The sequence below is a fragment of the Pseudonocardia tropica genome (assembly GCF_040105315.1).
Lineage (GTDB): Bacteria > Actinomycetota > Actinomycetes > Mycobacteriales > Pseudonocardiaceae > Pseudonocardia > Pseudonocardia alni.
This window is the reverse complement of record NZ_JBEDNP010000006.1, coordinates 245,375-271,340: the sequence shown is the minus strand read 5'-3', so window position 1 is coordinate 271,340 and position 25,966 is coordinate 245,375. Positions and strand designations below refer to the sequence as shown.

The window sequence follows — 25,966 nt, the reverse complement described above, 5'->3', positions numbered from 1 at the left end:
GAAGGAACGGTGAGCCGTTCCGAGCAGGCCCCGTCCTACCGCGGCGCGAGCGCCCACTACCTGTCCCCGTCGCGACGGGACCCCGTCAAGGTCGGCTCCGAGGAGCCGGTCACCCGACGGGTCATCGCGGGCGCACTGGCCGCGCTGCACCTGCGGCCGGGAGCCCCGGTCGCCGTGCTCGACGTCGGGTCCGGCACCGCCGACGGGTTCGCACTCCTCACCCGCCCGGCACCGGACACCGCGCCGATCGTCGCGGAGGACCGGCTGCGCTACGTCGGTCTCGACGTCGACCCGGAGATGGTCGCCACCGCGCAGGACACCGTCGGCTCGCCGTCGGCGTCGTTCGTGCTCGGCGACGTGCGCGACGCGCTGCCCGAGGGCGCGTTCGACCTCTACCTGTCCTGCGGGGTGCCGTACTCCCATCTCACCCGCGACGAGCTCGTCGCCGCGCTGGGGTCGGTGCTGGCCGCCGTCGCCGACCGGGGGCGGCGCGCCGCGGTCGTCGTCGACGTCCTCGGGCGGTACTCGGTGGAGTGGCAGCCCCGCTGGGACACCGAGCGCTGGGACTACGCGATGAGCTTCTTCGCCGGCGGCGGCGGGGCGATCTCCGAGCCGATGACGTTCTACGGCCGCGCCGAGCTGGACGCGACCGTCGACGCCGCGCTGGCCGGCAGCGGAGCGCGGCTGGTGTCGCGCACCGCCGTCGACCGGTCGGTCCTGGTCGGACGGCACACCGCCACCGGCACCTTCCACCCGGCGGCGCCGCGCTTCCGGACCCTGGTGAACGACCTGGTCCGCGACCCGTCCCGGGTCGACCCCGACGACCTGCGCTTCGCCCCTGCGACCGGGGGCGCACCGGAGGAGGCGCTGGCCTGGCTGCGCGGGTTCGCCGACCGCTGGAACGGCGCCCTGGAGCCGTACCGGGGGGCGGGGCCGCTCGCCGACGCCGACGCCGCCCGGCTCGCCGGGACCCTGCTCGGACTCGAACGGGCCGCGGGCCCCGGCCTGGGCGTCGGCCACTCGCTGACCATGACGCTGGTGGCCGAGCCCGTCTGAGCAGCGCCCCCGCGGGTCAGTGGTGCCGGTCGGTCAGCGGCGGGAAGCGGTTCGGGCCCTCGTCCTGCTCGAACATCTCCGCGGCGGGCCCGACGATCAGCCGGTCCGGCGGGGAGGCCACCCCGGTGTCCTTGCCGGGGTAGTCGAACACGCCCAGGACGTGGCGCATCGCCTCGAGCCGCGCGCGCTTCTTGTCGTTGCTCTTGATCACCGTCCAGGGCGCGTCCTTGGTGTCGGTGTAGAAGAACATCGCCTCCTTGGCCTCGGTGTAGGCCTCCCACTTGTCCAGCGAGGCGAGGTCCATCGGGGACAGCTTCCACTGGCGCACCGGGTCGACCTGGCGGATCAGGAAGCGGGTGCGCTGCTCGTCGCGCGACACCGAGAACCACAGCTTGACCAGGTGGATCCCGGACCGGACGAGCATCCGCTCCAGCTCCGGGGTGGCCCGCAGGAACTCCATGTAGGAGCGGGCGTCGGTGAAGCCCATGACCCGCTCGACGCCGGCCCGGTTGTACCAGGACCGGTCGAACAGCACGATCTCCCCGGCCGAGGGCAGGTGCGCCACGTACCGCTGGAAGTACCACTGGCCGGCCTCGCGCTCGGTCGGCTTCTCCAGCGCCACCACCCGGCAGCCGCGGGGGTTGAGGTGCTCGGTGAACCGCTTGATCGTCCCGCCCTTTCCCGCGGCGTCGCGGCCCTCGAACAGCACGACGATCCGGTTGCCGGTCTCCTTGACCCAGTTCTGCAGCTTCAGCAGCTCGATCTGCAGCAGCCGCTTCTGGCGCTCGTACTCCAGGCGCGACAGGCGGTCGTCGTAGGGGTAGCCCTGGCGCCAGGTGTCGACCGGGCTGCCCTCGGGGTCGACGAGGGTCGGGTCGTCGTCGTCGGAGTCGTCGACCCGGAAGTGCCCGGGGTCGGCCGCGGCGGGGTGCGGGATCAGGGTGTCGGGGGCGTCGGCCTGAGGCTCGACCGGGGTCTCGTCCACGTGTGGCAACGCTGCGCGCCGGTCATGGCCGCAGGGCCACGCCCGGATGACGTCCGGGTGATCAGCGGGCAGCGGGACGGGGCCGGTCGTGCCAGTAGCCCTGGGCGTGGATCCGGTCCGGGGCGACGCCCGCCTCCTGCAGCAGCCCGCGCACCCGCGCCACCCGGGTGCTCTCGGTGGCGTTCCAGGCGTAGAAGTGCTCGCCGAGGCGGGCGGCCGCGGCACCGTGGGCGTCGGCCCAGTCGGCGACGGCGTCGAGCAGCGGGCGCCCGGGCCGCCGGCAGACCTCCACCGTCACGCCCGGGTGGACGAAGGTGAGCCCGACGGCGTCGGCCGGGTCGCCGACCTCGACCAGCACCCGGCCCCGGTGGTGCGGCGGGAGCGCGGCGAGGATGCCGCGCACGGCGGGCAGCGCCGTCTCGTCGCCGGTGATCAGCACCTCGGTGGCGGGGCCCGGGTCCCACTGCACGCCGTGGCCGGGATCGCCGCGCCGCACGTCCGGCCCGGAGAGCAGGACGGCGTCGCCGGGGCGGGCGGCCGCGGCCCACACGCTCGCCGGGCCCGGCCGGGAGTGGCGGAACACGTCGAGGTCGACCTCACCGCGCCCCGGCCGGACCGCGGCCGGGGTGTAGCTGCGCAGCACCGGCCGGGTGTCGGCGGGCAGCCTCCGCAGCCGGGCCCGCCACTCGCGTTCCGGCAGGCCCGGGGTGAGCGAGGCGGGGTAGCCGTCGTCCGGCGGGACCAGCAGCTTGACCCGCTGGTCCCGGCCGTGCGGGGCGAACCGCGACAGCTCCGGACCGCCCAGGACGATCCGCCGGAACCCGGGGGAGGGCACGCCGACGGCGAGCACCCGGGCGGCGAACAGCACGTTCGGCGACCCCCACAGGGGGCTCACCGGCGCAGCGTCCGCTCGATGTCGTCGAGCACCTTCTGCCCGCCGAGCGGCCCGACCCCGGTGATCCAGACCGACTGGTCGACCGGGTGCAGCCGCGGGAAGACCTGCGCGCGCACCGCCTGGACGGCCGGCGGCACCGCCGACGGCGACGCCGGGTCGGTCGCGGTCAGGAACACCTCGTCGGCGCGGGCCTGCTGGACCAGCTCGGGGGACAGGTCCACCGAGATCGAGTTCTCCCAGTCCCGGGCCGGGATGGTGAACCCCGCGCACTCCAGCGTGCTGCCCACGAACGACGTCGGCCCGTACAGGGTGAGCAGACCGTCGCGGGGACGGATCATCTGCGCGGTCCGCCCGGCCGTGTCGTGCGTGCGCGCGACCTCGGCGCAGCGGTCCCGGTAGCGGGTGAGCAGCTGCTCGGTGTCGGCCTCGCGGCCGAGCGCCCGGCCGACGAAGCGGACGTTGTCCTGCCACGGGTCGGCCTGCGAGGCCATGAACGCCGTCGGCGCGATCGCGGTCAGCCGGTCGTACAGCGCGGCGTGCCGGGACTCGGTGCCCAGGATCAGGTCCGGCCGCTGGGCCGCGATCCGTTCCAGGTCGGGCTCGGCGACGGTCCCGACGACCGTCACCTGCGCGCCGGCGTCGCCGAGGTAGGCGGGCACCCCGGCGCCCTCGGACAGGACCCCGGCCCCGACCGGCGGGGTGTCGAGGGCGACGGTGGTGTCGAGCTGCACCGGCTCCAGCACGACGACCCGCTGCGGCGCGGCCGGGACGGTGACCTCCCCGCGTGCGGTGGCGACCGTGCGGGTCTCCCCGCCGTCGCCGGGGCCCGCACCGGGCGCGGAGCACGCGGCGAGGATCAGGATGAGCAGGGCGGCGAGGGCCACCCGGGGCGGCGTCACGGACGATCTCCTTCGGTCAGGTGAGGTTACCCTAACTCGAGACCGGTTCGGGATGGGCTGTCCGGTTCGACGGGAATCCCGTCGCCGCGACCGCGTCACCGGGGCGCCATGCGGCGCGATGGTCGAGCAGCCCGTCCGCGCCGGCCGGGTGCACCTCCCGGCGCGTCATGACCGGCCCACGGTCAGGACAGGCCGTGGCGTTCCCGCAGCGCCGCGATCCGCTCGGGGTGGTGGACCACGCCGAACTCGTGGTTCAGCGCTCCCATCCGGGCGAACCGGTCCGTGCCGTCGGACCCGTCGGCCGCGAGCTCGGCCATCCGGGCGTAGTACCGCTCGAAACCGCCGGGCAGGTGGAGCTCCAGGACGCGTGCCGTCGTCGTCCCGGAGTTCCAGAACGCGTGCGGTAGCCCGCGCGGTTTCAGCAGGTAGCTGCCGGTGGGGGCGACCACGACGGCGTCGCCGATCTCCGCGGTGACCTCGCCCGCCAGCACGTAGGTCACCTCGTCGACCCCGGCGTGGGTGTGCGGCGGGATGAGCGCGCCCGGAGCGAGGGTCCCCTCGATGATCCCGACGCCGCGGCCGGGCAGGTCGTCGGCGGACACCGTGCACACGATGTCCGGGGTGACGGGACGGCCCTCCCCGGGGCGGACGACGTGACGACGCACGGCGGTGCTCCTTCCGCTCAGGTCCGGCCGGCGAACCAGGTCAGCACGGCCAGCACCCGCTGGTTGTCCTCGGGACCGGCGTCGATCCCGAGCTTGTCGACGATCACCCGCAGGTGGGCCTCGACCGTCCGCTTGGAGATGACCAGGTCGGCGGCGATCCCGGCGTTCGACCGGCCCGCCGCCACCCGGCCCAGCACCTCGGCCTCGCGCCCGGTGAGCGCGACCGGGGCGCCGGGCGCGGGCCCGGCGAACACCGTCGGGTCGATCACCGTGCCGCCCGCGCCGACCGTCGCGACCGCGTCGAGGAACGCGGCGGTGTCGAGGACCCGGTCCTTGAGCAGGTAGCCGAACGCGGTGACCCGCCCGTTCGCCAGCCCCGCGACCAGGGACGGCTCGACGGCCTGGCTGAGCACCAGCACGGCGAGGCGGGGGAAGCGTTCCCGCAGGCAGGCGGCCGCGCGGGCGCCGTCGTCGGTGTGCGTGGGCGGCATCCGGACGTCGGCGAGCAGCAGGTCCGGGCGGTGTGCGTTGACCTGCTCGACCAGGGCCCGGGCGTCCCCGACCCGCGCGACGACGACGTGCCCGGCCGACTCCAGCAGCCGGACCAGGCCGTCGCGCAGCAGCACCTGGTCCTCGGCGATCACGATCCGCACGGCAGCACCGCCTCGACCACCGTGCCCGGCCCACCGGTGGCGTCGCGGACCACCAGCACGCCGCCGGTCGCGGCGACCCGCTCGGCGAGCCCGCGCAGCCCGGAGCCGGAGCGTGGGTCGGCGCCGCCCCGGCCGTCGTCGGTCACGGTGACCACGACCGAGCCGCGCCCGGTCCGCACCCGCACCCCGACGGCGTCGGACCCGGCGTGCTTGAGCGCGTTCGCCGCCGCCTCGGAGACGACGAGGTACGCCGTCGTCTCCACCTCGGTCGCGAGCCGGGTGGCCGGGACGTCCAGCGCGACGACCGGCCGGACCCCGCGGAACAGCGACTCGAGGGCGGGCGCCAGACCGCCCCGGGCCAGCAGCTCGGGCTGCCGCCCGCCGCCGAGTGCGCGGACCTCCTCGACCGCCGCGCGCAGCGTCCCGACGGTCTCCTCCAGCAGCAGCCGGGCCGCCGGGTCGTCCACGGCCTGGCCGGAGAGCTGCAGGTTCAGCGCCAGGCCGAGCAGCCGGCCCTGCAGCCCGTCGTGCAGGTCCTGGGCGATCCGGCGCCGCTCGTGCTCGGCGGCGGCCGCGGCCCGGCCGGACGCGTGCACCACCCGCGCCTCCAGCAGCGCGGCGCGCAGCAGCGGGGTGCAGTCGCCGAGCGGGGCGAGCCGGGCGGCGGCGTCCGGCCCGGAGGCCCGGGCGAGCACCGTGGGAGCGCCGTCGCCGGTGGCGAGGACGACGGCGTCGCCCGGCGCCGGGGACACCGCCGCGTCGGCGCCGGCCCAGGTGTCGGCGTCGACCCGCAGGTGCAGGGTCAGCTCCGGGTCCTCGACCAGCCGGCGCAGCACGAGCAGCGCGGCCCGGCGGTGCTCGCCCTCGGCGACGTCGCCGATCAGCGACAGCTCGTGGCGCAGCTCGGCCGACGGGTCCACGACCCGGCCGAGCCAGGCGTGCAGCCGCAGCCACGGCCAGGCCAGCGCGGCCGCCGCGACCGCGCCCACGAGCAGCGCCCACCCCGGCGCGACGACGTCGGCGGGCAGCAGCAGTGCGACCGTGGTCCCGGCGATGAGCACCAGCACGCCCAGCAGCGCGTGCAGCGCCCGGACCACCACCCGGGTGCGGAGCACGACCGCGCCCGCCGGGGCGAGGGTGGCCAGGGTCGCGAGCGCACACAGCAGGGTGCCGGCGGCGAAGCCGAGCATCAGCGCGGACACCGACACGTCGTCGCCGGCCCCGATCCCGGCGACGAGCACGCCGAGCGTCGTGCACCAGGCGATGACGGCCACCGGGACCACGGACGCCAGCGCGGCGAGGATCGCGCGGCGCCGGGTCTCGCCGCCGGTCCCGGCGACCGCCGTCCAGGTTGCGACCGGCGCGACCGCGAACGAGCCGAGGAAGACCGCGAGCGCCACGCCCGCCCACGTCGCGCCGCCGCCGGCCAGGACGGTGAGGTCCAGCGCGAGGGACGCGGCGGCCGCACCGAGGACGGCCGCCTCCCAGCGGCGGTGCCGACGCCCGACGGCCCGGCCGCCCGCCAGTACCGGGGCCAGCGTCACCAGGGTCAGCGCGAGGACGTGCCAGCCCCCGGCGAGCACCCCGGCGACCGGCCCGCCCGCCCCGGCCGCGGCCAGCGCCAGCAGCGACGGGTAGGCCAGCACCGCGACGCCGAGCAGGCCGGTGACCGGGGCGGTCCCGCCGGTCGGTCCGCGGGGCACGGACGCGGCGGCGAGCAGGATCGCGACACCGGCCGCGGCCATCGCCGGGGCGACGCCCGGGCCGAGCCGGAACTCGGGCTCGTGCCAGGGCAGCAGCAGGGTCGGGACGAACGCGAGCGTCCCGAGGGCGGCGCACGCCGCCCACCCCGGGCGTCGCCCGACCGTCTCCCGCACCCGTCGCACCGGGTCATCGTGCCGGACCGGGCGCCCCGGGGGAATCGGTGTTCGCGCCGATGCGGGCGCCGCCGCGGCGCTCCTAGCGTTCCGGCGCACCGTCACCGCAGGAGGACGCCATGAGCACCGAGGACACCGTCGGCACGGGCGGCCCGGCCCGCCCCGACCACCGCCCCGACCGTCGCCCCGGCGAGCGCGCGGCACCGGTGCGCACCGGCTCGCCGGTTCCGGGCGGGGCCGTCGCCGCGGTCGCCGGGGCGCTGGTGCTGACCGTCTGCAACGTGCTCTCCGGCCTCTACCCGCAGTCCGGGTCGACCCGGGACGCGATCGCCTGGTTCGCCGGGAACGCGGGCCTGGTCGAGGCGGTCGCCGCCACCGGGCTGCTCGCCGTGTTCCTCCTGGTCCCCGGCGTCTGGGCGGTCGTGCACCGGCTGCGCGCCCCGGTGCTCGCCGCGGCCGGCGGGTGGCTGATGGGTACCGGGTACCTGGCCTCGGTCGTGCTGTCGGTCGAGACCCTGACCGTGCTGTCGCTGCTGGCCGCCGACGCGGACCCGGGGCTGCTCGCGACGGCGTCCGACGAGCACGCCCCCGCCACCGCGGTCGCGCTGTACGTCGTGTTCGGGCTGGGCGCGCTGGTCGGCACGCTGCTGCTCGGCGTGGCCGTACTGCGCTCCGGCGGCCCGGTCTGGGCCGGGTGGGCGCTGGTCGCGAGCCCGGTGGTGCGGATGGCGGGGCTGTTCCTCGGGGTGCCGCTGGTCGGCCCGCCGCTGGCGTCGCTGCTGATCGCGGCGGCGTTCGCCGGGGTGCTGTACGGCCCTACAGCCGCACACCGCGGGTGAGCAGGCCGTCGTCCACCGGGCTGGTGCCGCTGATCCGGCTCGCCCGCGGGCCGACCGGCGAGACCACCACGTGGGCGGTCTCCTCCGGAGCGCCCGTCCCGGCCGGTCGGGTTGAGCCCCATCGCGGCTCGCCCCCCGCCGCCGGCCCGGCGAGGACCGCCCGGTCGTCGATCTCCCCGGGCGGGCCGCCGAGCCGGTACGTTCGCGCGATGGCCCGGTACTTCGACGTGCACCCGCAGAACCCGCAGCCGCGCAGCATCGGACAGGTCGTGGACCTCGTGCGGTCCGGCGGCCTGATCGCCTACCCGACCGACTCGTGCTTCGCCCTGGGCTGCTCGCTGGGCAACCGCGACGGCCTGGAGCGGATCCGGCAGATCCGCAAGCTCGACGACCGGCACCACTTCACCCTCGTCTGCGCGGAGTTCGCGCAGCTCGGGCAGTTCGTGCAGATCTCCAACGCCGTGTTCCGCGCGGTCAAGGCGTCCACCCCGGGCAGCTACACCTTCATCCTCCCGGCCACGAAGGAGGTGCCCAAGCAGCTGCTGCACCCGAAGAAGAAGACCGTCGGCGTACGCATCCCCGACCACGCCACCACCCAGGCGCTGCTGGCCGAGCTGGGGGAGCCGCTGCTGTCCTCGACGCTGCTGCTGCCCGGGCACGACGAGCCGATGACGCAGGGCTGGGAGATCAAGGAGGAGCTGGAGAACCAGGTCGACGCGGTCATCGACTCCGGGGACTGCGGCACCGAGCCGACCACCGTCGTCGACCTGTCCGGCGACGAGCCGGAGATCGTGCGGCACGGTGCGGGGGACCCGTCGCGGTTCGAGTGAGGACCCCTCCGGCGCGGTCGCCCGGCCGCCCGTCGTGCCCGTCCGGCACCCCCGGTGACCCGCCGGCGGGGGTCGCGCCGCCCGCCCGTCCACGATCCACCGCCCACCGCATCAGGGCGAGCGCTGGGCGGACCGACGAGTAGGCTTCGCAACCGTCCCGCCCGCTACCCGAGCGGGTACTGACGTGGCGTCCGAACCCGGGCGCCGTCCGAACGGTTCGGAGGACGATCGCGTGGCGCGAGACGACCCGCCGCCCAACCCGTCCGGCCCGGCGGGTGCCTCGGCCGGGGACGCCGTGCTGGCCGCGATCGCGCACCGGCTGCGGGCCCGTTCGGAGCGCCAGCAGCTGCTGACCGAACGGTTGCGTGCCGGTGAGCTGCGTCCGGGTGCGCTGGCCGACCTCGCCGAGCTGGCCGCGGCCGCCCGCCGCGGGGCCCGCGACGGCGATCACATCCTCGTCCTCGCCGGCGCCCCCCGCGGGCCCCGGCTCGCCGCCCCGCCGACCCCGCTCGGGCAGGCGCTCAACACCGTCGTGTCCGCGAGCGAGGCGGCCTCGCGTACGGTCGTCCCGCCGACCCCGAGCGTCTCGGTCGACGCGAGCACCGAGCCCGTCCTGGGCCAGATCCTGGCCGAGCTGCTCGCCCACGCCGCGGGTGCCACCCCGGCCGGGGAGCGCATCGAGCTGCTGACCCGCTGGGGTCCCGACGGCGGGATCGTCGTCGAGCTCCAGGGGACCCAGCCGCCGCGGCACCGCACCCCGGTCGAGGAGCTGGACCGCGCGCTGGGCTCGGCGACACCCGGTGGCCCGGTCGCCCCGCAGGAGATCGGCCTGCACGTGGCCGCGCGGCTGGCCCGCGCCATCGGGGCCCGGCTCGGCGTCCGCGCCCCCGCCGGGAACTCCGCGATCGCCCCGATCGCCGTGCTCCACCTGCCGTCGTCGGCCGTCGGCGGTGGCCGCTCCGAGGCCGCCGCGCCCGCCGCGGAGCCGCAGCCGGCCGAGTCCGTCGAGCAGGCCGGGACCGGGACGACGGCGTCGCTGCGCCGCCCGGCACCGGACGGCGCCCCCGCCGCTGCGACGGACGTGCCGTGGCCGCCCCGGGAGACCCCGGTGGCGGAGCCCGAGCGCAGCTGGCCGCCGGTCACCCCCGAACGGGACGAGCCCGTGGCACCCGCCGGGCTGCCCCGCCGTGCCCCCCGCCCGGCCGGCGGGATCGCGGCCGCGGCCCCCTTCGCCGGTTCCGGCGCCCCCGGCCCGGGCGTGCGCCCGCCGTACGGGTCGCCGTCGCCGACCGCGGGGCCGGCCCGCAACGGCGCCCCGCCACCGCCGCCCGCGCCGGAGGACCCCCCGGCCACCGAGGCGCTGCCCGTCACCGGCGCGGCGGGGACGACCCCGCCGGCGGAGCTGTTCGGACCGTTCGACTCGGAGGTGCCGGTGCCCGTGGACGACGCGGACGACACACCGATCTTCGCCTCCGTCGCGTCGGCCTGGTTCCGTGAGCCGGGGTCGACCGGGACGACGGCGCTCCCGGTCACGCAGAACCACGACTGGCGGACCGCGGGCGACGCCGAGTTCGACGCCGCCCGGATCCGGGCCGACCGGGTCGTCGACCTGCCGACCACCGCGCAGGGCCTGCCGCAGCGCCTGCCCGGGCAGGCGATGGTGCCGCCGTCGTGGCGGGACACCCCGAACGGTGTCGCGCCGACCGGGTCGCGGGAGCGTCAGCCCGACCGCGTACGCAACCGGCTGGCCAGCTACCAGCGGGGTCTGCGCGAGGGCCGCCACCGCGCCGCGGAGGACCACGGTCCGCACGGACCGGCCGGCGGTGCGCTGAACGGCGCAGTCAACGGCGCGCCGGTGCCCGGCGGGCACCGCAACGGCCACCACCTCGACGACGGCGACGACCGCAGCGTCGGCTGATCACCACTCGTGCGGTGTCCCGGCGGCCCAGCCGTCCGGGTCGTCCCACGCCTGCAGGGTGCGGCCGCTGACGAAGCGCCGCCGCGCCCCGGTCACCGGGTCGTCGAACTCCAGGGCGCGCGAGAGCAGCTGCAGCGGGCGGGTGAAGTCCTCCGGTGCCCGCCGGTGCAGCTCGGGGTAGACGTCGTCGCCGAGGATCGGCACGCCCAGCCCGTTCAGGTGCACCCGCAGCTGGTGGGTCCGCCCGGTGCGCGGGGTCAGCAGGTAGCGGGCCAGGTCGCCCCGCACCCCGGCGAGCTCGACGCGGGTCTCGGCGTTCGGCTCGCCGTCCTCGGTGACGGCGGCGAACACCCCCGGGCGCTTCACGATCCGTGACACCTCGGTGCGCGGCAGCTCCAGGTCCGGGTCGAACCGGGCGAGCGCCTCGTAGGTCTTCGTGACCCGGCCGCGGGCGAACAACGTCTGGTAGGCGCCGCGCAGCTCGGGTCGCACCACCAGCAGCAGGACCCCCGCGGTGGCGCGGTCGAGCCGGTGCGCCGGGCTGAGCGCGGGCAGCCCGAGCTCGTGGCGCAGCCGAACCAGCACGGTCTGGCGGACGTGGCTGCCCCGCGGGATCGTCGCGAGCAGGTGCGGCTTGTCGACGACGACCACGTCGTCGTCGGCGTGCAGCACCGGCAGCCCGAACGGCACCGGTACCTCGTCGGGCTCGTCGCGGTAGAGCCACAGCGTCGTGGACGGCGCGTACGGCGTGGCCGGGGTGACCGGGCCGGTCGCGGTCACGATCTCCCCGGCGGCCAGCCGCGCGTCGATCCGCTCCGCGACGTGCGGGAACCGGTCGACGAGGTGGTCGCGCATGGTCGCCCACCCGCCGGTCGCCGGGGTGCGGACGCGGGCCGGCGCGAGGCCGTCGACCGTCGGGAGCGGGGACGCCTCCCGGGACGTGCGGCGCCGGCGGGATCTCACGGGGCAGCAGCCTACGACGGCCCCTCGTGAGCTGGTCGTCCCACGGTGCCCATCTGTCGATCGTCGTCGGGCTGGTGCTGATGCCCGGCCCGGACACCGTCGTGATGCTGCGCGCCTCGCCGGTCGCGGGCGCGCGGGCGGGCTGTCGACGCCGGCCGGGGTGGTCTGCCTCGGCGTGCCCGGAGTGACGACCAGCGCCGACGCGCTGCTGCCGACGCGCTGCTGCCGGCGCTGTCGGTGGCGGTGCTCGGCGGCGTCCACGGGGTGGGCCCGGTCCTCGCCGGGGTCGCGCTGATCGGGTCCGGCGGGGCGCCGGCCGCGGCCTGATCTGCGGACTTGCCCGCATGGTGGGGCTGTGTTCATGATGTGGGTTCGACATCGTCGTCGATGCCCAGGGGGACCATCGTGTCGGACACCGTCATCGTGGTGAACACGGCCGTCGCCGTGCTCGCCGTCGTCGTGCTGATCGTGAGGTTCCGGCTCAACCCGGTGATCTCCCTCGTGATCGGCGCCGTCTACCTGGGCCTGACCGCCGGCCTCGGGGTGACGGGGACGGTCGACGCGGTCACCGGCGGGTTCGGCGACATCCTGGCCGACGTCGGGCTGCTCATCGCCTTCGGAGTCCTGACCGGCGCGATGCTGCACCACGCGGGCGCCATCGAACGGCTGGTCTCGGCGCTGCTGACGGCGTGCGGCCCGCGCGGGATGCCCTACGCCACCGCCGTCACCGTCTCCACCGCACTCCAGTCGATCTTCGTCGACGTGCTGCTGGTCATCTCCGCGCCGCTGGCCCGCCGGATCGCCCCGCGCATCGGGGAGCAGGGGCTGCCGCGGATGGCGACCGCGCTCGCGATCGGCCTGGAGTGCGGGATCGTGTTCATGGTCCCCGGTGTCGGCGCGGTCGCGCTCGCCGGTGTGCTCGGAGTGCCGCTGGGCCAGATGCTGATCCTGGGCCTGGTCGTCGTGGTGCCGACGGTGCTCATCGCGACCGCGATCATGTCCGTGCTGCTGCGCCGAGGCTGGTGGGACCCGGCCCGCGACGAGCAGGAACCGGTCGCCGCGGCCGTGCCCGCCGGCGCGGAGGCCCGCTCGCCGGACACCGCCGCGCCCGGCGCCGGGAGCGCCGCGGGACGGCCCACCGGTTCCCCGGACGGCGGGGGCACGGACGCGGAGGACGGCGCCGGGCACAGCGGTGGCGCGGTCCCGGCCGGCGTCGGCACCGCGGTGTCGGGCACCGCGCGTCGCGAGCTGCCGCTGGCCCTGCTGTTCGGACCGCTGCTGGCGGGCCTGCTGCTCATCGCCGCGGGCGCCGTCCTCGACGCCGCCGGGATCACCCACCCCGTCGTCGCGTTCCTGGGCGAGCCGGTGATCGCGCTGCTGCTCGCGCTGATCGGGACCACCGCCGTCGTCGGCGTCGCCCACGGGCGCGGCACGGTCGAGTCCGCGGTGTCCGACGGGTTCCGCGAGAGCGGGCAGATCCTGATCCTCACCGGCGTCGGCGGCTCGCTCGCCACCACGATCTCCGAGGCGGGCCTCGGCGAGATCCTCGGCCGCTTCTTCTCCGCGAGTACCGCCGCCCCGCTGCTCATGGTGTGGCTGATCGCCGCCGTGCTGCACGTCGCGATCGGGTCGGTGACGATCTCGGCGATCACCGCGGCCGGGGTGCTCGCCCCGGTCGCCCCGGTGATCGGCCTGGCCCCGGTCCTGATCGCGCTGGCCGCCGGCGCCGGGGCGCTGTTCGCCGTCCACGTCACCTCGAACACGTTCTGGCTGCTGCAGTCGCTGCTCGGGCAGTCCGTGCGCGGGACGCTCAAGACCTGCTCGGTCGGGGTCTCCATCGCCTCCGTCGTCGCGATCCTGGTGATCCTGCCGCTGTCGCTCGTCGTCTAGGGAGAGTCGTGTCGCAACTTCCGCTGTCCGGTGTCCGGGTGCTCGAGCTCGGCAACTACATCGCCGCCCCCACCGCCGGACGCCTGCTCGCCGACTTCGGCGCCGAGGTGATCAAGGTCGAGCGCCCCGGTACCGGCGACGAGATCCGCAACTGGCGGCTCTACGCCGGGGACACCTCGATGCTGTACCGGACGCTGAACCGCAACAAGCGCTCCATCACCCTCGACATGCGCGCCGCGGCGGGGAAGCAGGCCGTGCTGGACCTGGCCGCCCGCTCCGACGTGGTGCTGGAGAACTTCCGGCCCGGCACGCTGGAGAAGTGGGGGCTGGGCCCGGCCGAGCTCGACGCCGTCAACCCCGACGTGGTGCTCGTGCGGATCTCGGCGTTCGGGCAGACCGGGCCGCTGTCGTCGCGGCCGGGGTTCGCCGCCGTCGCCGAGGCGATGGGCGGGCTGCGCGCGCTGGTCGGGGAGGCCGACCGGCCGCCGTCGCGGACCGGGGTGTCGATCGGGGACTCGATCGCCGGGCTCTACGGCGCGTTCTCCGCGGTGATGGGCCTCTACCAGCGCGGGGCGTCGGAGACCCGGCCCCCGCTGTCGCGGCGCTCGCTGGACGTCGCGCTCAACGAGGCCGTGTTCTCGATGATGGAGTCGCTGGTCCCCGACCACCTCGCCTACGGCGTCGAGCGGCGCCGCGTCGGCGGGCGGATGGAGGGCATCGCCCCGTCCAACGCCTACGTCTGCGCGGACGGGGGCAGCGTCGTCATCGCCGGCAACGGTGACTCCATCTACGGCCGGTTCATGACCGTCATCGGCCGCCCCGACCTCGGGTCGGACCCGGAGCTGGCCGCGAACGCCGGCCGCTGGGTGCGCCGCGACGAGCTCGACGGCGCCATCGAGACCTGGACCCGCTCGCTGCCCCGCGACGAGGTCCTCGCGGAGCTCGAGGAGGCGGGGGTCCCGGCCGGGCCGATCCACTCCGCCGCCGACATCGTCGCCGACGAGCAGTTCCGCGCCCGCGACATGGTCCAGTACTTCGACGTCGACACCGGCGGCGACGAGCCCGCCCGGGTCGGGTTCCCCGGCATCGTTCCGGTGCTCGACGGCCGTTCGGTCCCGGTCCGCTCGGTCGGGCCGGACCTGGGCGCCGACACCGCCGACGTACTCGGCGGGCTGCTCGGGTACACCCCGGACACGGTCCGGGCCGCATCGGGGGAGGACGCATGAGCACCGACGGGGTCGTCCTGCGGGACGTCACGCTGCGCGACGGGCTGCAGCTCACCGGCACGCCGCTGCCCACCGACCGCAAGGTCGGGCTGGTCCGCGCGCTGCTCGGCGCGGGCGTGCCGGAGCTGGAGATCGGGTCGCTGGCCCGCGGCGACCTGGTACCGCCGCTGGCCGACACCCTCGACGTCGTCGCCGCGCTGACGCCCGACGAGCTGGAGCGCTGCTGGGTGTGGGTGGCGACGCCGCGGCACGTGCAGAAGGCGGTGGCCGCCGGGGCCCGCAACGTCCAGTACTGCTTCTCGGTGTCCGATGCGCACAACAACGCCAACATCGGCCGTGACACCGCCGTCTCCCTCGACGCGATGCCGCAGGCCGTCGAGTACGCGCGCGCCGCGGGCGGACGCATCCAGCTGTGCCTCGCGACGGCGTTCACCTGCCCGTTCGACGGGCCCGTCGACCCGGACCGGGTGGTCGAGATCGTCGCCGACCCGCGCACCGCCGGCTCCTGCGACGTCGTCGTCTGCGACACCCTCGGGCAGGCGAACCCGGCCGAGGTCGGATCGCTGGTCGGGCGCGTCGCCGCGGTCGCCGACGGCCGTCGCGTCGTCTTCCACGGCCACGACACCTGGGGCCAGGGCGTCGCGAACGCGCTCGCCGCGGTGCAGAACGGTGCGACCGTCCTCGACGGCGCGCTGGGCGGGCTGGGCGGCTGTCCGTTCGCGCCCGGCGCCAGCGGCAACACCGCCGGCGAGGACCTGCTGTTCGCGCTGCGCCCGGACTGGCTGACCCCCGCGGTGCTGGCCGACCTCGTGACGTGGTCGGAGGACCTGCTCGCCGAGCTGGGGGAGCCGATGCGCTCGGCGACCGCCCGCGGGGTCCGCTCGAACGCCCAGGCCTTCCCGTGGACGGCGGGGCCGCGCCGGGACCGCACGGACGACGGTCAGTAGCGCCGCGCGTAGGACGTCGGGGGCTCGCCGAACATCCTGGTGAAATCCCGGCTCAGGTGGGCCTGGTCGGCGTAGCCGAGGTCGGCGGCGACCTCGGCCCACCGGACCGGCACGCCCGCCGCCATCAGCTCGGTCACCTCGTGCAGCCGGTAGCGGCGGATGACCCACTTCGGACCGACCCCGACGTGGTCGTGGAACAGCCGTTGCAGCGAACGGACGCTGGTCGCGGTGTCGCGGGCCAGATCGTCGACCCGGACCAGCGACCGGTCCCCGGCCACGGTGGCCACGAGGTCCCGTGCCTGTGCCGCGGCCCGGTCCGGCCCGTCGGCGGGGAGCCTCGCGCGCAGGTGGTCGGTCAGCCCGTTCACGTCCGCGGTGACGACTCCGGCGACCGGGCATCGGCGGTCGGTGACGGTCGAGACGGGTGCGCCGACCAGCGCCCGGGCCGTGCCCGCCCGCAATGCCGCCCCGACCACCCGGCCGGTCCCGGTCAACTCGCGGTGGACGTACCGGGTCGCCGGCCCGGCCAGCATCGCGGCGGCCCCCGGCTGAACGGTCAGGTGCACCTGCGGGTAGGGGACGACCTTCTGCCGGTAGGGCCGGTCGTAGTGCCAGTCGACGATCCAGAACCGCTCGACGAAGCCCGCCAGGTCGGCCGGTGGGAGCACGGTGCGCACCCGCTGGTGACGGGCCCGGGCCGGCGGGAGGCGGCGGGGGTCCTCGTCCACGGTGGGCGAGTATGCCGGGATCCGGCGGAACCGTCGCGTTCGTCCAAGACCCCGGGCGCGCCCGGGCCCTAGCGTCGCCGTCATGCACCGTCACATCGCCGCCGCCGCGGCCGCACACGTCCCGCTCGTCGCGGCCGCGGCCCGGCTCCCGCTGACCCGTCCCACGCCGTGCTCGGAGTGGGACCTGCAGGACCTGCTCGGCCACCTCCTGTACTGGACCCCTGTGCTCGCCGAGGTGGGGCGGCGCTCCGGGCACGGACCGGCCGACGGACCCGAACCGACCGCTCCGGTCACCGGGGACTGGCCCGTCCGGCTCCACGCCGCCCGGGAGGACCTGGTGGTCGTGTAGTCGGAACCGGCGGCCTGGGACGGCACGGTGACCATGGGCGAACAGGTCCCGGCCGCCGTCATCGGCGGGATGGTGCTGGGTGAGCTCGTGGTGCACGGATGGGACCTCGGCCGTGCGGTGGGAATCGATCCGCAGTGGCCCGCGGAGGTCCTCGACGCCACGCTCACCGCGGTGTCGGCCATGGCGGAGCAGGGGCGGGGCATGGGTGTGTTCGCGCCCGCCGTCGAACCGGGCCCCGGGGCGACGCCGATCGAGCGCATCGTGGCGCTGACCGGCCGGGACCCCGGCTGCGGTCGCTGAGCCGGCCGCCGGGTCAGCCCGGCGGGCGCCCGCCGAGGGTGCGGGTCAGTCGCTCCGCGGCCCCGACCAGCAGGTCCACGCACTTCTCGCACTCCGAGCGGCCGAACCGGATGGTCGGTCCGCTGACCGTGAGCGCCGCGGTCACCTCCCCGGCGTGGTCGAACACCGGCACGGACAGTCCGGAGCCGCCGTCGTCGCGCTCGGCGACGGTGATCGCGAACCCGTCGCGGCGGGTGTCGTCCAGCAGCGCGCGCAGCGTCTCCGGGTCGGTCACGGTGTACTCGGTCAGCGACGGCAGCGGGCCGGCCAGCACCTCCGCGGCCAGCTCGGGCGCCCAGGCGAGCAGGACCCGGCCCGCCGAGCCGGTGTGCAGCGGGATGACCTTGCCGACGTGCATCTCCCGGCGCAGTGCGTGCCGCGTCTCGGCGACGGCGACGCACACCCGGTGCCTGCCCTCGGCCCGGAACAGCGACGCGGTCTCCCCGGTGGTGTCGCGCAGCTCGCGCAGCAGCGGCCCGGCCAGCTCCAGCAGGTCCACCCCGCGGGCCGCGGCCCCGGCCCAGTAGGCCATCCGGATCCCGATCCGGACCCGGTCCCCGACCCGGTCCAGCAGCCCCTCGGCGACCATGTTGGACACCAGCCGCTGCACCGTCGAGGTCGGGATGCCGGTCGCCTGCTGGATCTCGCCCAGCCCGAGCACGGGGCGCTGCAGGGTGAAGGCGTCCAGGATGTCGGTGATCTTGCCGAGGACCAGGAGCCGCTTCGGGCCCTCGCTGGTCATCCCGCGACCCGGTCCAGGAAGGCCCCCGCCGCCTCGCGGTAGCGCTCCCAGGCCGCCGGTGCCGGGTCGGCCTCGTAGCGTGCCGGTTCGGCACCGGCGCTCCACGACGGCGGCGTCGCGCCGCCGTGCAGCGCCCACGCGGCCTGGCGGGCGGCGCCGTCGGCCACGTACTCGCCGGGCTCGGGCACCCGCACCGGCACCTCGAAGACCTGCGCGGCGATCCGGCAGACCGCCTCGGAGCGGGCCGCCCCGCCGACCAGGGTCACCCCGGACACGGTGACACCCTGCTCGCGCAGCGCCTCCAGCCCGACCCGCTGCGCGGACAGCATGCCCTCGACCGCGGCCCGGGCCAGGTTCTCCCGGGTCCCCGACGCCAGCGTCCAGCCGTGCAGTGCGCCGGTGGCGTCGGGCAGGTTCGGGGTCCGCTCGCCCTCCAGGTAGGGCACCACGACCAGGCCGCCCGCGCCCGGCTCGGCGGCCAGCGCGAGGCGGCCCAGCTCGTCGTGGTCCACGCCGAGCAGCCGCCGGGTCGCATCCAGCACCCGGGAGGCGTTGAGCGTGCACACCAGCGGCAGGTAGGCGCCGGTGGCGTCGGAGAACCCGGCGACGATCCCGGAGGGGTCCTGGGCTCGACGCTCCGAGCGGGCGAACACCGTGCCGGAGGTGCCCAGCGAGACGACGACGTCGTCGCCGGCGTCGACACCCAGCCCGGCGGCCGCGTTGTCGCCCGCCCCGGCGCCGACCCGCATCCCGCCCGGCCCGTCGACGGACTCGGCCGGGCCGAGCAGCCGCGGCAGCGCCGGCGTCGACCCGAAGAAGCGTCCCAGCAGCTCGGGGCGGTAGTCGACGCCGTCGAACCAGCCGGTGCCCGAGGCGTCGGACCGGTCGGTGACCAGCTCGTCGAGACCCGCGCCGCCGGGGACCCCGCCACCGCGGAGCCGCCAGGTCAGCCAGTCGTGCGGCAGGCACACCGCCGCGGTGCGGGCGGCGTGGTCGGGTTCGTGCCCGGCGAGCCAGCGCAGCTTGGCCAGGGTGATCGAGGCGACCGGGACGACGCCGGTCGTCTCCGCCCACCGCTGCGCGCCGAACTCCTCGACGAGCTCACGGGCGGCGGCGGCCGAGCGGGTGTCGTTCCACAGCAGCGCGTCGCGCACGACCTCGCCGCGCTCGTCGAGGCAGACCATGCCGTGCTGCTGGCCCGCGACCGACAGCGCCGCGACGCCGTCGAGGCCGCCCGCATCGTCGATCGCGGCCTGCAGCGCCTCCCACCAGAGCCGGGGTGCGATCTCCGTGCCGTCCGGGTGCGCGGCGCGCCCGGAGCGGACGAGCTCGCCGGTGTCGGCGTCGCGGACGACGACCTTGCAGGACTGGGTGGAGGAGTCCACCCCGAGCACCAGTGCCATGCCCCCAGCCTGCCATCGCCGGACCGGCGCGGCGGGAGACAGGCGGGGTGGATCGGTGCCAGGGTGGTCCCATGAGCGACGAGCAATGGTTCTACTGCCTCAAGCACGGCACCGTGGAGACCGCCGACGGCTGCCGGTCGGCCGACCGGCTCGGCCCGTACCCGGACAGGGCCACCGCGGCCCGTGCGCTGGAGATCGCCAAGGAGCGCACCGAGTCCGAGGACCGCAAGGACCGCGAGTGGAACGCGGGGGGCTCCGGGCCGTCGTGAGATGAGCGCGTCGACCGACGGCGGCCGAGTGGTCAGCGCGGGGTGAGCCGCACCGGGATGCCGCCGACCGGCACCGGCAGCGAGGTGTTGTCCCAGCGCAGCCGGTAGGACGGCTCGACGCCCCACCGGTAGCGGCGCAGCATCTCGTGCAGGATCGCGGTGACCTCGAGGGTCCCGAAGTGCAGCCCGATGCACTTGTGCACGCCGCCGCCGAACGGGATCCACGCGTCGCGGTCGGAGCGGTCCTCGCGCCGGTCCGGGCCGAACCTCTCGGGGTCGAAGCGCTCCGGGTCGGTCCAGCAGGACCGGTCGTAGTGGTTCACCGCCTGCGCCACGACGACCCGCGTCGCCGCCGGCACGTGGTGCCCGGCCACCGCGGTGTCCTTCACCGCCGTCCGCATGACCAGCGGTACCGGCGCGTCGAGCCGCAGGGCCTCCCGGATCACCAGGTCCAGCGAGGTCAGCTCACGCAGCTCGGCCACGGTCGGGGCGCGGTCCCCGATCCGCTCGGCGAGCGCGTCGGACTCGGCGCGGCAGCGCTCCTGCCAGACCGGGTTGCGCGCGAGGTGGTGCGCCGCCGACGCCGTGGTGGTGGTCGACGTGTCGTGCGCGGCCATCATCAGGAAGATCATGTGGTTGACGACGTCGTCGTCGGAGAACGTCTCGCCGTCGTCGGTGCGGGCGTGGCACAGCGCGGAGAACAGGTCGGTGCCCTCGCCCGCGCGCTTGGCCGCCAGGTTCCCCCGGAACCAGTCCTCCAGCATCATCCGCCCGCGCAGCCCGCGCCTCCACCGGGTGCCGGGCAGGTCCTTGCGGACGAAGGAGTTCGCGGCCCGGACGCAGTCGACGAACGCCCGGTTCACCGCCTCGGCGGTGTGCGTGCTCGTTCCGCCTGCGCTGCTCCCGGCGGCCCCGGAGCGGGCGTCCATGAACACCGCCTGCGCCACGTCCAGGGTGAGCCGCTTGAGCGCCGGGTGGAGCCGCAGCCGCTCCGGCCAGGTCGGCAGCACCTCGCGCACGACCGGGGTCGTCGCGGCGACGTAGCCGGCGATGCGGTCGGCGGTGAACGCCTCCTGCATGATCCGCCGGTGCGCGCGGTGCTCGTCGAAGTCGAGCAGCATCAGGCCGCGGTGGAAGAACGCGTCGACCGTCGCGCGCCAGCCCTCCTGCGAGAACGCCTTGTCCCGGTTGGTGAGCACCTCCCGGGTCGCGGCCGGGCCGGTCACGACGATCGCCCGGCCGGCCGGGGACCGCATCCACCACACCGGGCCGAGCGCCTCGGTGCGGGCGCGGGTGAAGCGGTGCCCGAACCGGACGTAGGCCGGCGCGTGGCCGAGCAGCGGCATGCCGTCGTCGCCGGGGACCTCGGCCAGGCCGTGCGGTGCCGGGCCGAACGGCGCGGGGCGGCGGCCCCGGACGCCGGTGGCCAGCAGCGCGTCGTCGAGCCGGTCGGGCGCGGGCAGGGTCAGGACGGAGGACCAGCGCTCACGCGCCTGCTGCACCAGCTTCACGGCCTGCTCCTCGGGCGTCGACGTCGGTGTCCCCGCCGAAGTTAGACATATGCCGCAGAACTGTCCAGGTGATGGACGGGTCGTGTCATGATGTCGGCCGTGAGCGATCGGCGGACGATGGCGCGGCGGGCCCGCGACGAGCTGCGCGGCGAGGTCCTCGACGTCGCCGAGCACCTCGCGGTCGCGGGGGAACGACCGTCGATGCCCGAGCTCGCCCGCCGGGTCGGGGTCAGCAGGCAGACCCTCTACAGCGAGTTCGGCGGCCGTGACGGCCTCGCCGCCGCGCTCGTGCTGCGCGCCACCGACCGGTTCCTCGACCGGATCGAGGCCGCCCTCGACGGCGAGTCCGACCTGTACGCGGCCTGGGTCGCCGCGGCCGACGCCGCCCTCACCGAGGCGGGGGAGAATCCGCTGATCACGGCCCTGCTCAGCGGCGACGCGGCGGTCCCGTCCGCGTTCGGCACCGACTCCGGCCCGATCATCGCGGCCGCGGCGGCGCGGGCGGCGGGCTACCTGCGCCGGGTACGCCCCGGAGCCGGGGACGAGGTCGTCCGGCTGGCGGCCGAGACCGCCGCCCGGCTGACCGTGAGCCACCTCGTCCAGCCGCCCGGCCCCACGCAGCGCTCGGCCACCGACATCGCGACCGTCGTGCTGCGGTTGCTCGGGGAGTGAGCACGGGCGTGGTGACCCGGCCGGGCCCGGGGCCGTGGTGCCGGATCAGCCCGTCGACCGCCCGCGCGCGGCCCGGGCGAGCAGGATGCACCCGGCCAGGAGCAGGAGGCCGTGCGCGATGCGCACCCCGGGCGGGGCGAAGAACTGCGGCACGAACAACACGAGTCCCGTGGCCAGCGGTACACCGGCCCACCCCGGCGTCGCCCCGCCCCGGCGCACGGAACGCGCCAGGAGGACCCCGCCGATCGCCAGCAGGAGCATCCCGCCGGTCAGGAAGGCGGCCGGCAGCAGGCCCCAGCGGATCGCCGCGATGCCGTCGACGAGACCGGCGTCGCCGGTGCGTACGACCAGTTCGGCGACGGCCGCGGCCCCGAAGGTCTCGCCGCCGTAGTACGGCAGGGCCAGGCCGGCCCCGGCGGCGACGAGGGCAGCGGCGACGCCGCCCCCGCGACCGAGCGCCGGGCGGATCCCGTACACCCCCAGCGGCAGGGTGATCAACGCGATCATCCCGAACAGGTGCGACACCGTCCAGGCGGTCGTGGCGGTCGCCGCGGCTCCCGCCACGCCGGGGAGCGCGGAGTCGTGCGGGAACAGCGGCGGCAGCAGCGCGAACGACAGGCCGGCGACCACCAGCGCGACGAGGGCGGCCCGCGGCGTCGGGGGCGCTGGTGCACCGCGGGCCGGGGTCGGGGGCGGCGTGGTGTCCGTGCGTCCGGTGACGGGGGCGTCCGTCGGGCCGGGGTGGTCCATGGGGTCCTCCGAGTCGGCGGGTCGGGGCGGTGGGCGTTCCGGTGGGCCTCAGACGTGGGCGGTGGCCTCGGCCCGTTCCCGCAGCGCGGCGTCGAAGGCCCGGAAGCCGTCCGCGGTCCTGCGCAGCGACGCGGCGGCGAGCGGGACGAGCAGCCCGCGGAAGTCCTCGCCGTGGTGCAGCCGCGTCCCCCCACCGGGTAGGGGGTCCAGCCGGAACCCGTGCCGGCCGTCGAACAGCCGGGGCAGCAGGAGGCGGCCGAGCCAGACGAGCTCGTGGGGCGGATCGGCCACGACGACGACCGGCCGGAACCGCAGCCCCCCGCCCAGGTCGGACAGCCGGACGCGGAGGCGGTCACCGACCGCGAACCGGCCGTCGAGCCGGACGAAGAACGGGTCCCAGCCGCGGTCGGGGGCGGTCAGTACCGACCACACGGTCTCCGGGGGTGCGTCGATGTCGGTCGTGGTCTCGACACGGGTCACGGGGGTGTCCTCCGCGGTCGTGGTGGCCCGGTGGTGTCGTGGACCAGCACAGCGCGGCCCGCTTCAGCCGCTCTTAGGTCGTGGTCAAGTCCCCCGCTGCCGGGGCGGCCCAGGCTACACGTGGATCATCCGCCGCCGCGCCGGATCCCGCCGCGCCGCCCGTCCCGAGAGGCCGCACCCGATGCCCCTCCGCCCGTCCCCGCCCACGCAGGACCTGCCCGACGTACCCGTCCGTCCGTGCGCGCCCACCACACCGGTGGGCCGCGGCTGGATCACCGCGTTCGCCCTGGCCTGCACCGGGATGTGGCTGGCCGTGCTCACCCCGGCGCAGGTGCAGCTGGCCCGGCACGCCGCGGTCGTCGACCCGGCGGGCAAGGAGCTGCTGCTCGGCACGGCCACCGGGACCGGTGCCGCCGTCACGATGATCGCCGTCCCGCTGCTCGGCGCGCTGAGCGACCGGACCCCCGGTGGACGGGCCCCGTGGATCGCCGGTGGCGCGCTGCTCGCCGCCGGGGCGCTCGCCGTTCTCGGCGCCGGCGCGCCCGGGCCGGCCGGGTTGGTGCTGGTCTGGGCCCTGGCCCAGCTGGGGCTCTCCGCGACCCAGGCCGGGCTGCTCGCCGTCGTCCCGGACCGGGTGCCCGCCCCGCAGCTGGGGGTGGTCGCGGGTTGGGCCGGGACGAGCCAGATGCTCGGCGCGCTGCTGGGCACGGTCCTGGTCAACGGACTGGTGACCGACCTCGCGGGCGGCTACCTCGCGATGGCGCTGGTCCTGCTCGTGGCGGTGGTGCCGTTCGTCCTGCGCCACCGCACCACCACACGCCCGCCGGGTCACGCCGCGGCACCGGCGTCGCCGCGGCGGGGCCTGCCGGCGCCGGACCTGGTGCGGGTGTGGTGCGGGCGGTTCCTGGTGATGCTCGGCTTCGCGCTGGTCACCCAGTACCTCGTGTACTACGTCGAGGACGAGCTGACCCGCGCCGACGTCGCGGGCTCGGTCCTGGTCCTCACCGCGGCGACGGTGCTGTCGGCGGTGCCGGCCGCGCTGCTGGCGGGCCGCTGGTCGGACCGGACCGGGCGCCGACGGGTGTTCGTCGCCGGGGGCGGTGCGACGATGGCGGCGGGTGCGGTCCTGCTCGCGGTCCTGCCGCTCTGGCCGGTCGCGGTCGCCGCCGCCGTGCTGACCGGCCTGGGGTTCGGGACGTTCCTGGCCGTCGACCTCGCCGTCGTCGCGACGGTGCTGCCCTCGCCCGCACACCTCGCCCGCGACATGGGCCTGTTCGCCACCGCCGCGACCGCGCCGCAGGCACTCGCCCCGGTGCTGGCCGTGCCCGTGCTGGCCGGGCAGGGTGGCTACCCGGCCCTCTACCTGCTGACCGCGCTCGTCACCGCGGTCGGCGGGGCGTCGGTGCTCGGCGTGCGCACCGTGCGGTAGGCGTCGCCGGTACGCCGACGGGGCCCGGGGCGTGATCGCCCCGGGCCCCGTCGGGCTCCTGCTCACCACGTGACGGGAAGCGTCTCCAGGCCGTGGACCAGCATCCCGGTCTTCATCCGCAGCCGCGCGACCGGCGCGTCCAGGCGGAGCGTCGGGAACCGGCGGAACAGGCTCTCCAGGGTGATCCGCAGCTCGGAGCGGGCCAGTGCGGCCCCGAGGCAGTGGTGGATGCCGTGGCCGAAGGCCAGGTGCGGGTTGCGCACCCGGTCGGGGACGAACTCGTCGGGGCGGTCGAAGACACGCTCGTCGCGGTTGGCCGAGCAGACCGCGGCGAGCACCGCGCTCCCGGCGGGGATCACCGTCCCGGACAGCTCGACGTCGGTGAGCGCGATCCGCAGCGGTCCGCCGTCGCCGATCGGGTTGATCCGCAGCAACTCGTCGATCATGCCGTCGACCCGCGACGGGTCGGCGACGACCTCGGCCAGGACGTCGGGGTGGCGCAGCAGGGTCAGCACGCAGGCGCCGATCATGCTGACGGTCGTCTCGTGGCCGGCGACGAGCAGCGTCATCGCCATGACGATCAGCTCGCCCTCGTCGAGGGCGCCCTGCTCCTGGTGCGCGACGACCAGTGCCGACAGCAGGTCCTCACCCGGCTCGCTCGCCCGGCGGCCGATCAGCTCGTAGAGGTAGCCGGCCATCTGCATCCGCTGTTCGAGCATCTGCTCGGGGGTGTGCGAGGTGAGCGAGACGATCGCGTTGGACCACTCGCGGAACCTCTCCCGGTCGGCGAACGGCACGCCCAGCAGCTCGCAGATCACGGCGACCGGCAGCGGGAACGCCAGCGCCGGGTTCAGGTCGACCGGACCGCCCCCGGCCTCCATCCGGTCGAGAAGGGCGTCGGTCATCTCCTGGATGCGCGGCTCCAGGGCGATCATGCGACGGCGGGTGAACTCGCCGGTGACGAGCTTGCGCAGCCGGGTGTGCTCGGGCGGGTCGGTGGTGAACAGGCTGTTCGGCGGCATCGGGGTCGCGGTCAGCCTCGGTGCGTCGTCGGCCAGCATCGCCGCCCGGCTGAACCGGGGGTCGGACAGGACCAGCTTGGCGTCGTCGTGGCGGCTGACGACGTAGCCGCGGTCGCCACTGGGCAGCACGACCTGCGCGACCGGGTCCTCGGCGCGCAGCGCGTCGTAGACCGGGGGGAGTTCGGTCGCCGACGGGCGGGGGAAGGGGTAGCTCATCGGGCAACGGGTCTCGACGTCCATGCGCGCTCCCAGCGTGGGTCGGTGCGGTCCCGACCAGCGTCGCCCGCTGGGCTGAGCGGGGTCTTAGGTGCGGCTTGGCCTCGTCGCGGGCCGCAGCACGCGCAGCACCGCGACCGTCGCGAGCCAGGTCAGACCGAGGGTGAACGGCGGGGCGGCCTGCTCCTGGGACCCGGTGAGCAGCGTGGCGCCGACGAGCACCAGTACCGGCGGCACCGGGTGCCCCGCGAGGCGCCGCACCGTCGCGGGCAGCGGCAGCCTGGCCGCGAACGGCAGTCCGACGCCCAGCAGCCCGAGCGGGATCGTCGCACCGCCGTGCTTGACCGTCTCGAACACGGCGAACGCCGTCACGAACGCGGCCAGCGCCGCCCACGCCACCCGAATCACACCGA

At 76.1% G+C, this 25,966-nt stretch carries 28 protein-coding genes; 13 read left to right on the top strand and 15 right to left on the bottom strand.

Annotated features, from left to right (window positions below):
• Positions 1–9 precede the first annotated feature (9 nt).
• On the top strand, positions 10–1,056 hold the full coding sequence (locus WHI96_RS12795; RefSeq protein WP_345648786.1) for a class I SAM-dependent methyltransferase: 1,047 nt from the start codon (positions 10–12) through the stop codon (positions 1,054–1,056).
• A 16-nt stretch (positions 1,057–1,072) separates the two neighbouring features.
• Here the strand turns inward: WHI96_RS12795 and ppk2 are convergent, their stop codons facing one another.
• The 6 genes from ppk2 to WHI96_RS12765 form a co-directional block, all read right to left on the bottom strand.
• Positions 1,073–2,041, bottom strand: a complete 969-nt coding sequence (ppk2, locus tag WHI96_RS12790; protein ID WP_345648789.1) for a polyphosphate kinase 2 — start codon at positions 2,039–2,041, stop codon at positions 1,073–1,075.
• Positions 2,042–2,102: 61 nt separating this feature from the next.
• Positions 2,103–2,936, bottom strand: coding sequence for a siderophore-interacting protein (locus tag WHI96_RS12785; protein ID WP_345648792.1), 834 nt, complete (start codon positions 2,934–2,936; stop codon positions 2,103–2,105).
• Complete coding sequence (locus tag WHI96_RS12780) at positions 2,933–3,835, bottom strand: ABC transporter substrate-binding protein (protein ID WP_345648795.1); 903 nt, start codon at positions 3,833–3,835, stop codon at positions 2,933–2,935. The genes WHI96_RS12785 and WHI96_RS12780 overlap by 4 nt, the downstream gene beginning before the upstream one ends.
• Positions 3,836–4,017: 182 nt before the next feature.
• The gene (locus WHI96_RS12775) at positions 4,018–4,500 is read right to left on the bottom strand and encodes a cupin domain-containing protein (RefSeq protein ID WP_345648798.1); all 483 of its coding nucleotides are present in this window, start codon (positions 4,498–4,500) and stop codon (positions 4,018–4,020) included.
• A 17-nt stretch (positions 4,501–4,517) separates the two neighbouring features.
• Positions 4,518–5,153 carry a response regulator gene (locus tag WHI96_RS12770; protein ID WP_345648800.1) on the bottom strand — a complete coding sequence of 212 codons (636 nt, stop codon included), beginning with the start codon at positions 5,151–5,153 and terminating at the stop codon, positions 4,518–4,520.
• The gene (locus WHI96_RS12765) at positions 5,141–7,039 is read right to left on the bottom strand and encodes a histidine kinase (RefSeq protein WP_345648803.1); all 1,899 of its coding nucleotides are present in this window, start codon (positions 7,037–7,039) and stop codon (positions 5,141–5,143) included. The genes WHI96_RS12770 and WHI96_RS12765 overlap by 13 nt, the downstream gene beginning before the upstream one ends.
• A 110-nt stretch (positions 7,040–7,149) precedes the next feature.
• On the opposite strand from WHI96_RS12765, the gene WHI96_RS12760 reads away from it, so the two are divergent.
• The 3 genes from WHI96_RS12760 (at position 7,150) to WHI96_RS12750 (ending at position 10,617) form a co-directional block, all read left to right on the top strand.
• Complete coding sequence (locus tag WHI96_RS12760; protein ID WP_345648806.1) at positions 7,150–7,869, top strand: hypothetical protein; 720 nt, start codon at positions 7,150–7,152, stop codon at positions 7,867–7,869.
• A gap of 209 nt (positions 7,870–8,078) precedes the next feature.
• Complete coding sequence (locus tag WHI96_RS12755; protein ID WP_226357604.1) at positions 8,079–8,699, top strand: L-threonylcarbamoyladenylate synthase; 621 nt, start codon at positions 8,079–8,081, stop codon at positions 8,697–8,699.
• 232 nt (positions 8,700–8,931) lie between these two features.
• Complete coding sequence (locus WHI96_RS12750) at positions 8,932–10,617, top strand: ATP-binding protein (protein ID WP_345648813.1); 1,686 nt, start codon at positions 8,932–8,934, stop codon at positions 10,615–10,617.
• On the opposite strand, the gene WHI96_RS12745 is transcribed toward WHI96_RS12750, so the two are convergent.
• Positions 10,618–11,580 carry a pseudouridine synthase gene (locus WHI96_RS12745; RefSeq protein WP_345648816.1) on the bottom strand — a complete coding sequence of 321 codons (963 nt, stop codon included), beginning with the start codon at positions 11,578–11,580 and terminating at the stop codon, positions 10,618–10,620.
• Between the two features lie 26 nt (positions 11,581–11,606).
• Here WHI96_RS12745 and WHI96_RS12740 point away from each other — a divergent pair, with 26 nt between their 5' ends.
• The 4 genes from WHI96_RS12740 (at position 11,607) to WHI96_RS12725 (ending at position 15,643) form a co-directional block, all read left to right on the top strand.
• On the top strand, positions 11,607–11,768 hold the full coding sequence (locus tag WHI96_RS12740) for a hypothetical protein (protein WP_345648818.1): 162 nt from the start codon (positions 11,607–11,609) through the stop codon (positions 11,766–11,768).
• 217 nt (positions 11,769–11,985) lie between these two features.
• Complete coding sequence (locus WHI96_RS12735; RefSeq protein ID WP_345648821.1) at positions 11,986–13,470, top strand: GntP family permease; 1,485 nt, start codon at positions 11,986–11,988, stop codon at positions 13,468–13,470.
• A gap of 8 nt (positions 13,471–13,478) precedes the next feature.
• Positions 13,479–14,696: a CaiB/BaiF CoA transferase family protein gene (locus WHI96_RS12730; RefSeq protein WP_345648824.1), complete on the top strand. Its 1,218-nt coding sequence runs from the start codon at positions 13,479–13,481 to the stop codon at positions 14,694–14,696.
• Complete coding sequence (locus tag WHI96_RS12725; RefSeq protein ID WP_345648827.1) at positions 14,693–15,643, top strand: hydroxymethylglutaryl-CoA lyase-like TIM-barrel protein; 951 nt, start codon at positions 14,693–14,695, stop codon at positions 15,641–15,643. Before WHI96_RS12730 ends, WHI96_RS12725 begins: the two co-directional genes overlap by 4 nt.
• Here the strand turns inward: WHI96_RS12725 and WHI96_RS12720 are convergent.
• Entirely contained in the window at positions 15,637–16,371 is a 735-nt protein-coding gene (locus WHI96_RS12720; protein WP_345648830.1) for a DUF6597 domain-containing transcriptional factor, read from the bottom strand. The two genes, WHI96_RS12725 and WHI96_RS12720, sit on opposite strands and share 7 nt — an antisense overlap.
• An 82-nt stretch (positions 16,372–16,453) precedes the next feature.
• Here WHI96_RS12720 and WHI96_RS12715 point away from each other — a divergent pair, with 82 nt between their 5' ends.
• Positions 16,454–16,720 (top strand): maleylpyruvate isomerase N-terminal domain-containing protein, encoded by a 267-nt coding sequence (locus WHI96_RS12715; protein ID WP_345648833.1) that lies wholly within the window; start codon positions 16,454–16,456, stop codon positions 16,718–16,720.
• A 33-nt stretch (positions 16,721–16,753) separates the two neighbouring features.
• Positions 16,754–17,020 carry a DinB family protein gene (locus tag WHI96_RS12710; protein ID WP_345648835.1) on the top strand — a complete coding sequence of 89 codons (267 nt, stop codon included), beginning with the start codon at positions 16,754–16,756 and terminating at the stop codon, positions 17,018–17,020.
• Positions 17,021–17,033: 13 nt separating this feature from the next.
• Here WHI96_RS12710 and WHI96_RS12705 read toward each other — a convergent pair whose 3' ends face one another.
• Both WHI96_RS12705 and WHI96_RS12700 read right to left on the bottom strand, forming a co-directional pair.
• Positions 17,034–17,801, bottom strand: coding sequence for an IclR family transcriptional regulator (locus WHI96_RS12705; protein ID WP_345648838.1), 768 nt, complete (start codon positions 17,799–17,801; stop codon positions 17,034–17,036).
• Entirely contained in the window at positions 17,798–19,204 is a 1,407-nt protein-coding gene (locus WHI96_RS12700; RefSeq protein WP_345648840.1) for a xylulokinase, read from the bottom strand. Before WHI96_RS12700 ends, WHI96_RS12705 begins: the two co-directional genes overlap by 4 nt.
• 71 nt (positions 19,205–19,275) lie before the next feature.
• Here WHI96_RS12700 and WHI96_RS12695 point away from each other — a divergent pair, with 71 nt between their 5' ends.
• Positions 19,276–19,473 (top strand): hypothetical protein, encoded by a 198-nt coding sequence (locus WHI96_RS12695; protein ID WP_345648843.1) that lies wholly within the window; start codon positions 19,276–19,278, stop codon positions 19,471–19,473.
• 32 nt (positions 19,474–19,505) lie between these two features.
• Here WHI96_RS12695 and WHI96_RS12690 read toward each other — a convergent pair whose 3' ends face one another.
• Positions 19,506–20,984 (bottom strand): cytochrome P450, encoded by a 1,479-nt coding sequence (locus WHI96_RS12690; protein WP_345648846.1) that lies wholly within the window; start codon positions 20,982–20,984, stop codon positions 19,506–19,508.
• 99 nt (positions 20,985–21,083) lie between these two features.
• Here WHI96_RS12690 and WHI96_RS12685 point away from each other — a divergent pair, with 99 nt between their 5' ends.
• Positions 21,084–21,656, top strand: a complete 573-nt coding sequence (locus WHI96_RS12685) for a TetR/AcrR family transcriptional regulator (protein ID WP_345648849.1) — start codon at positions 21,084–21,086, stop codon at positions 21,654–21,656.
• Positions 21,657–21,701: 45 nt separating this feature from the next.
• Here WHI96_RS12685 and WHI96_RS12680 read toward each other — a convergent pair whose 3' ends face one another.
• On the bottom strand, positions 21,702–22,406 hold the full coding sequence (locus WHI96_RS12680; protein ID WP_345648852.1) for a hypothetical protein: 705 nt from the start codon (positions 22,404–22,406) through the stop codon (positions 21,702–21,704).
• Between the two features lie 48 nt (positions 22,407–22,454).
• The gene (locus tag WHI96_RS12675) at positions 22,455–22,886 is read right to left on the bottom strand and encodes an SRPBCC family protein (protein ID WP_345648855.1); all 432 of its coding nucleotides are present in this window, start codon (positions 22,884–22,886) and stop codon (positions 22,455–22,457) included.
• A gap of 181 nt (positions 22,887–23,067) precedes the next feature.
• Here WHI96_RS12675 and WHI96_RS12670 point away from each other — a divergent pair, with 181 nt between their 5' ends.
• Entirely contained in the window at positions 23,068–24,315 is a 1,248-nt protein-coding gene (locus WHI96_RS12670; RefSeq protein WP_345648857.1) for an MFS transporter, read from the top strand.
• 62 nt (positions 24,316–24,377) lie between these two features.
• Here WHI96_RS12670 and WHI96_RS12665 read toward each other — a convergent pair whose 3' ends face one another.
• Together WHI96_RS12665 and WHI96_RS12660 are read right to left on the bottom strand one after the other, a co-directional pair.
• Positions 24,378–25,577, bottom strand: coding sequence for a cytochrome P450 (locus tag WHI96_RS12665; protein WP_345648860.1), 1,200 nt, complete (start codon positions 25,575–25,577; stop codon positions 24,378–24,380).
• A 63-nt stretch (positions 25,578–25,640) separates the two neighbouring features.
• The gene (locus tag WHI96_RS12660; RefSeq protein ID WP_345648863.1) at positions 25,641–25,961 is read right to left on the bottom strand and encodes a hypothetical protein; all 321 of its coding nucleotides are present in this window, start codon (positions 25,959–25,961) and stop codon (positions 25,641–25,643) included.
• Positions 25,962–25,966: the final 5 nt, after the last annotated feature.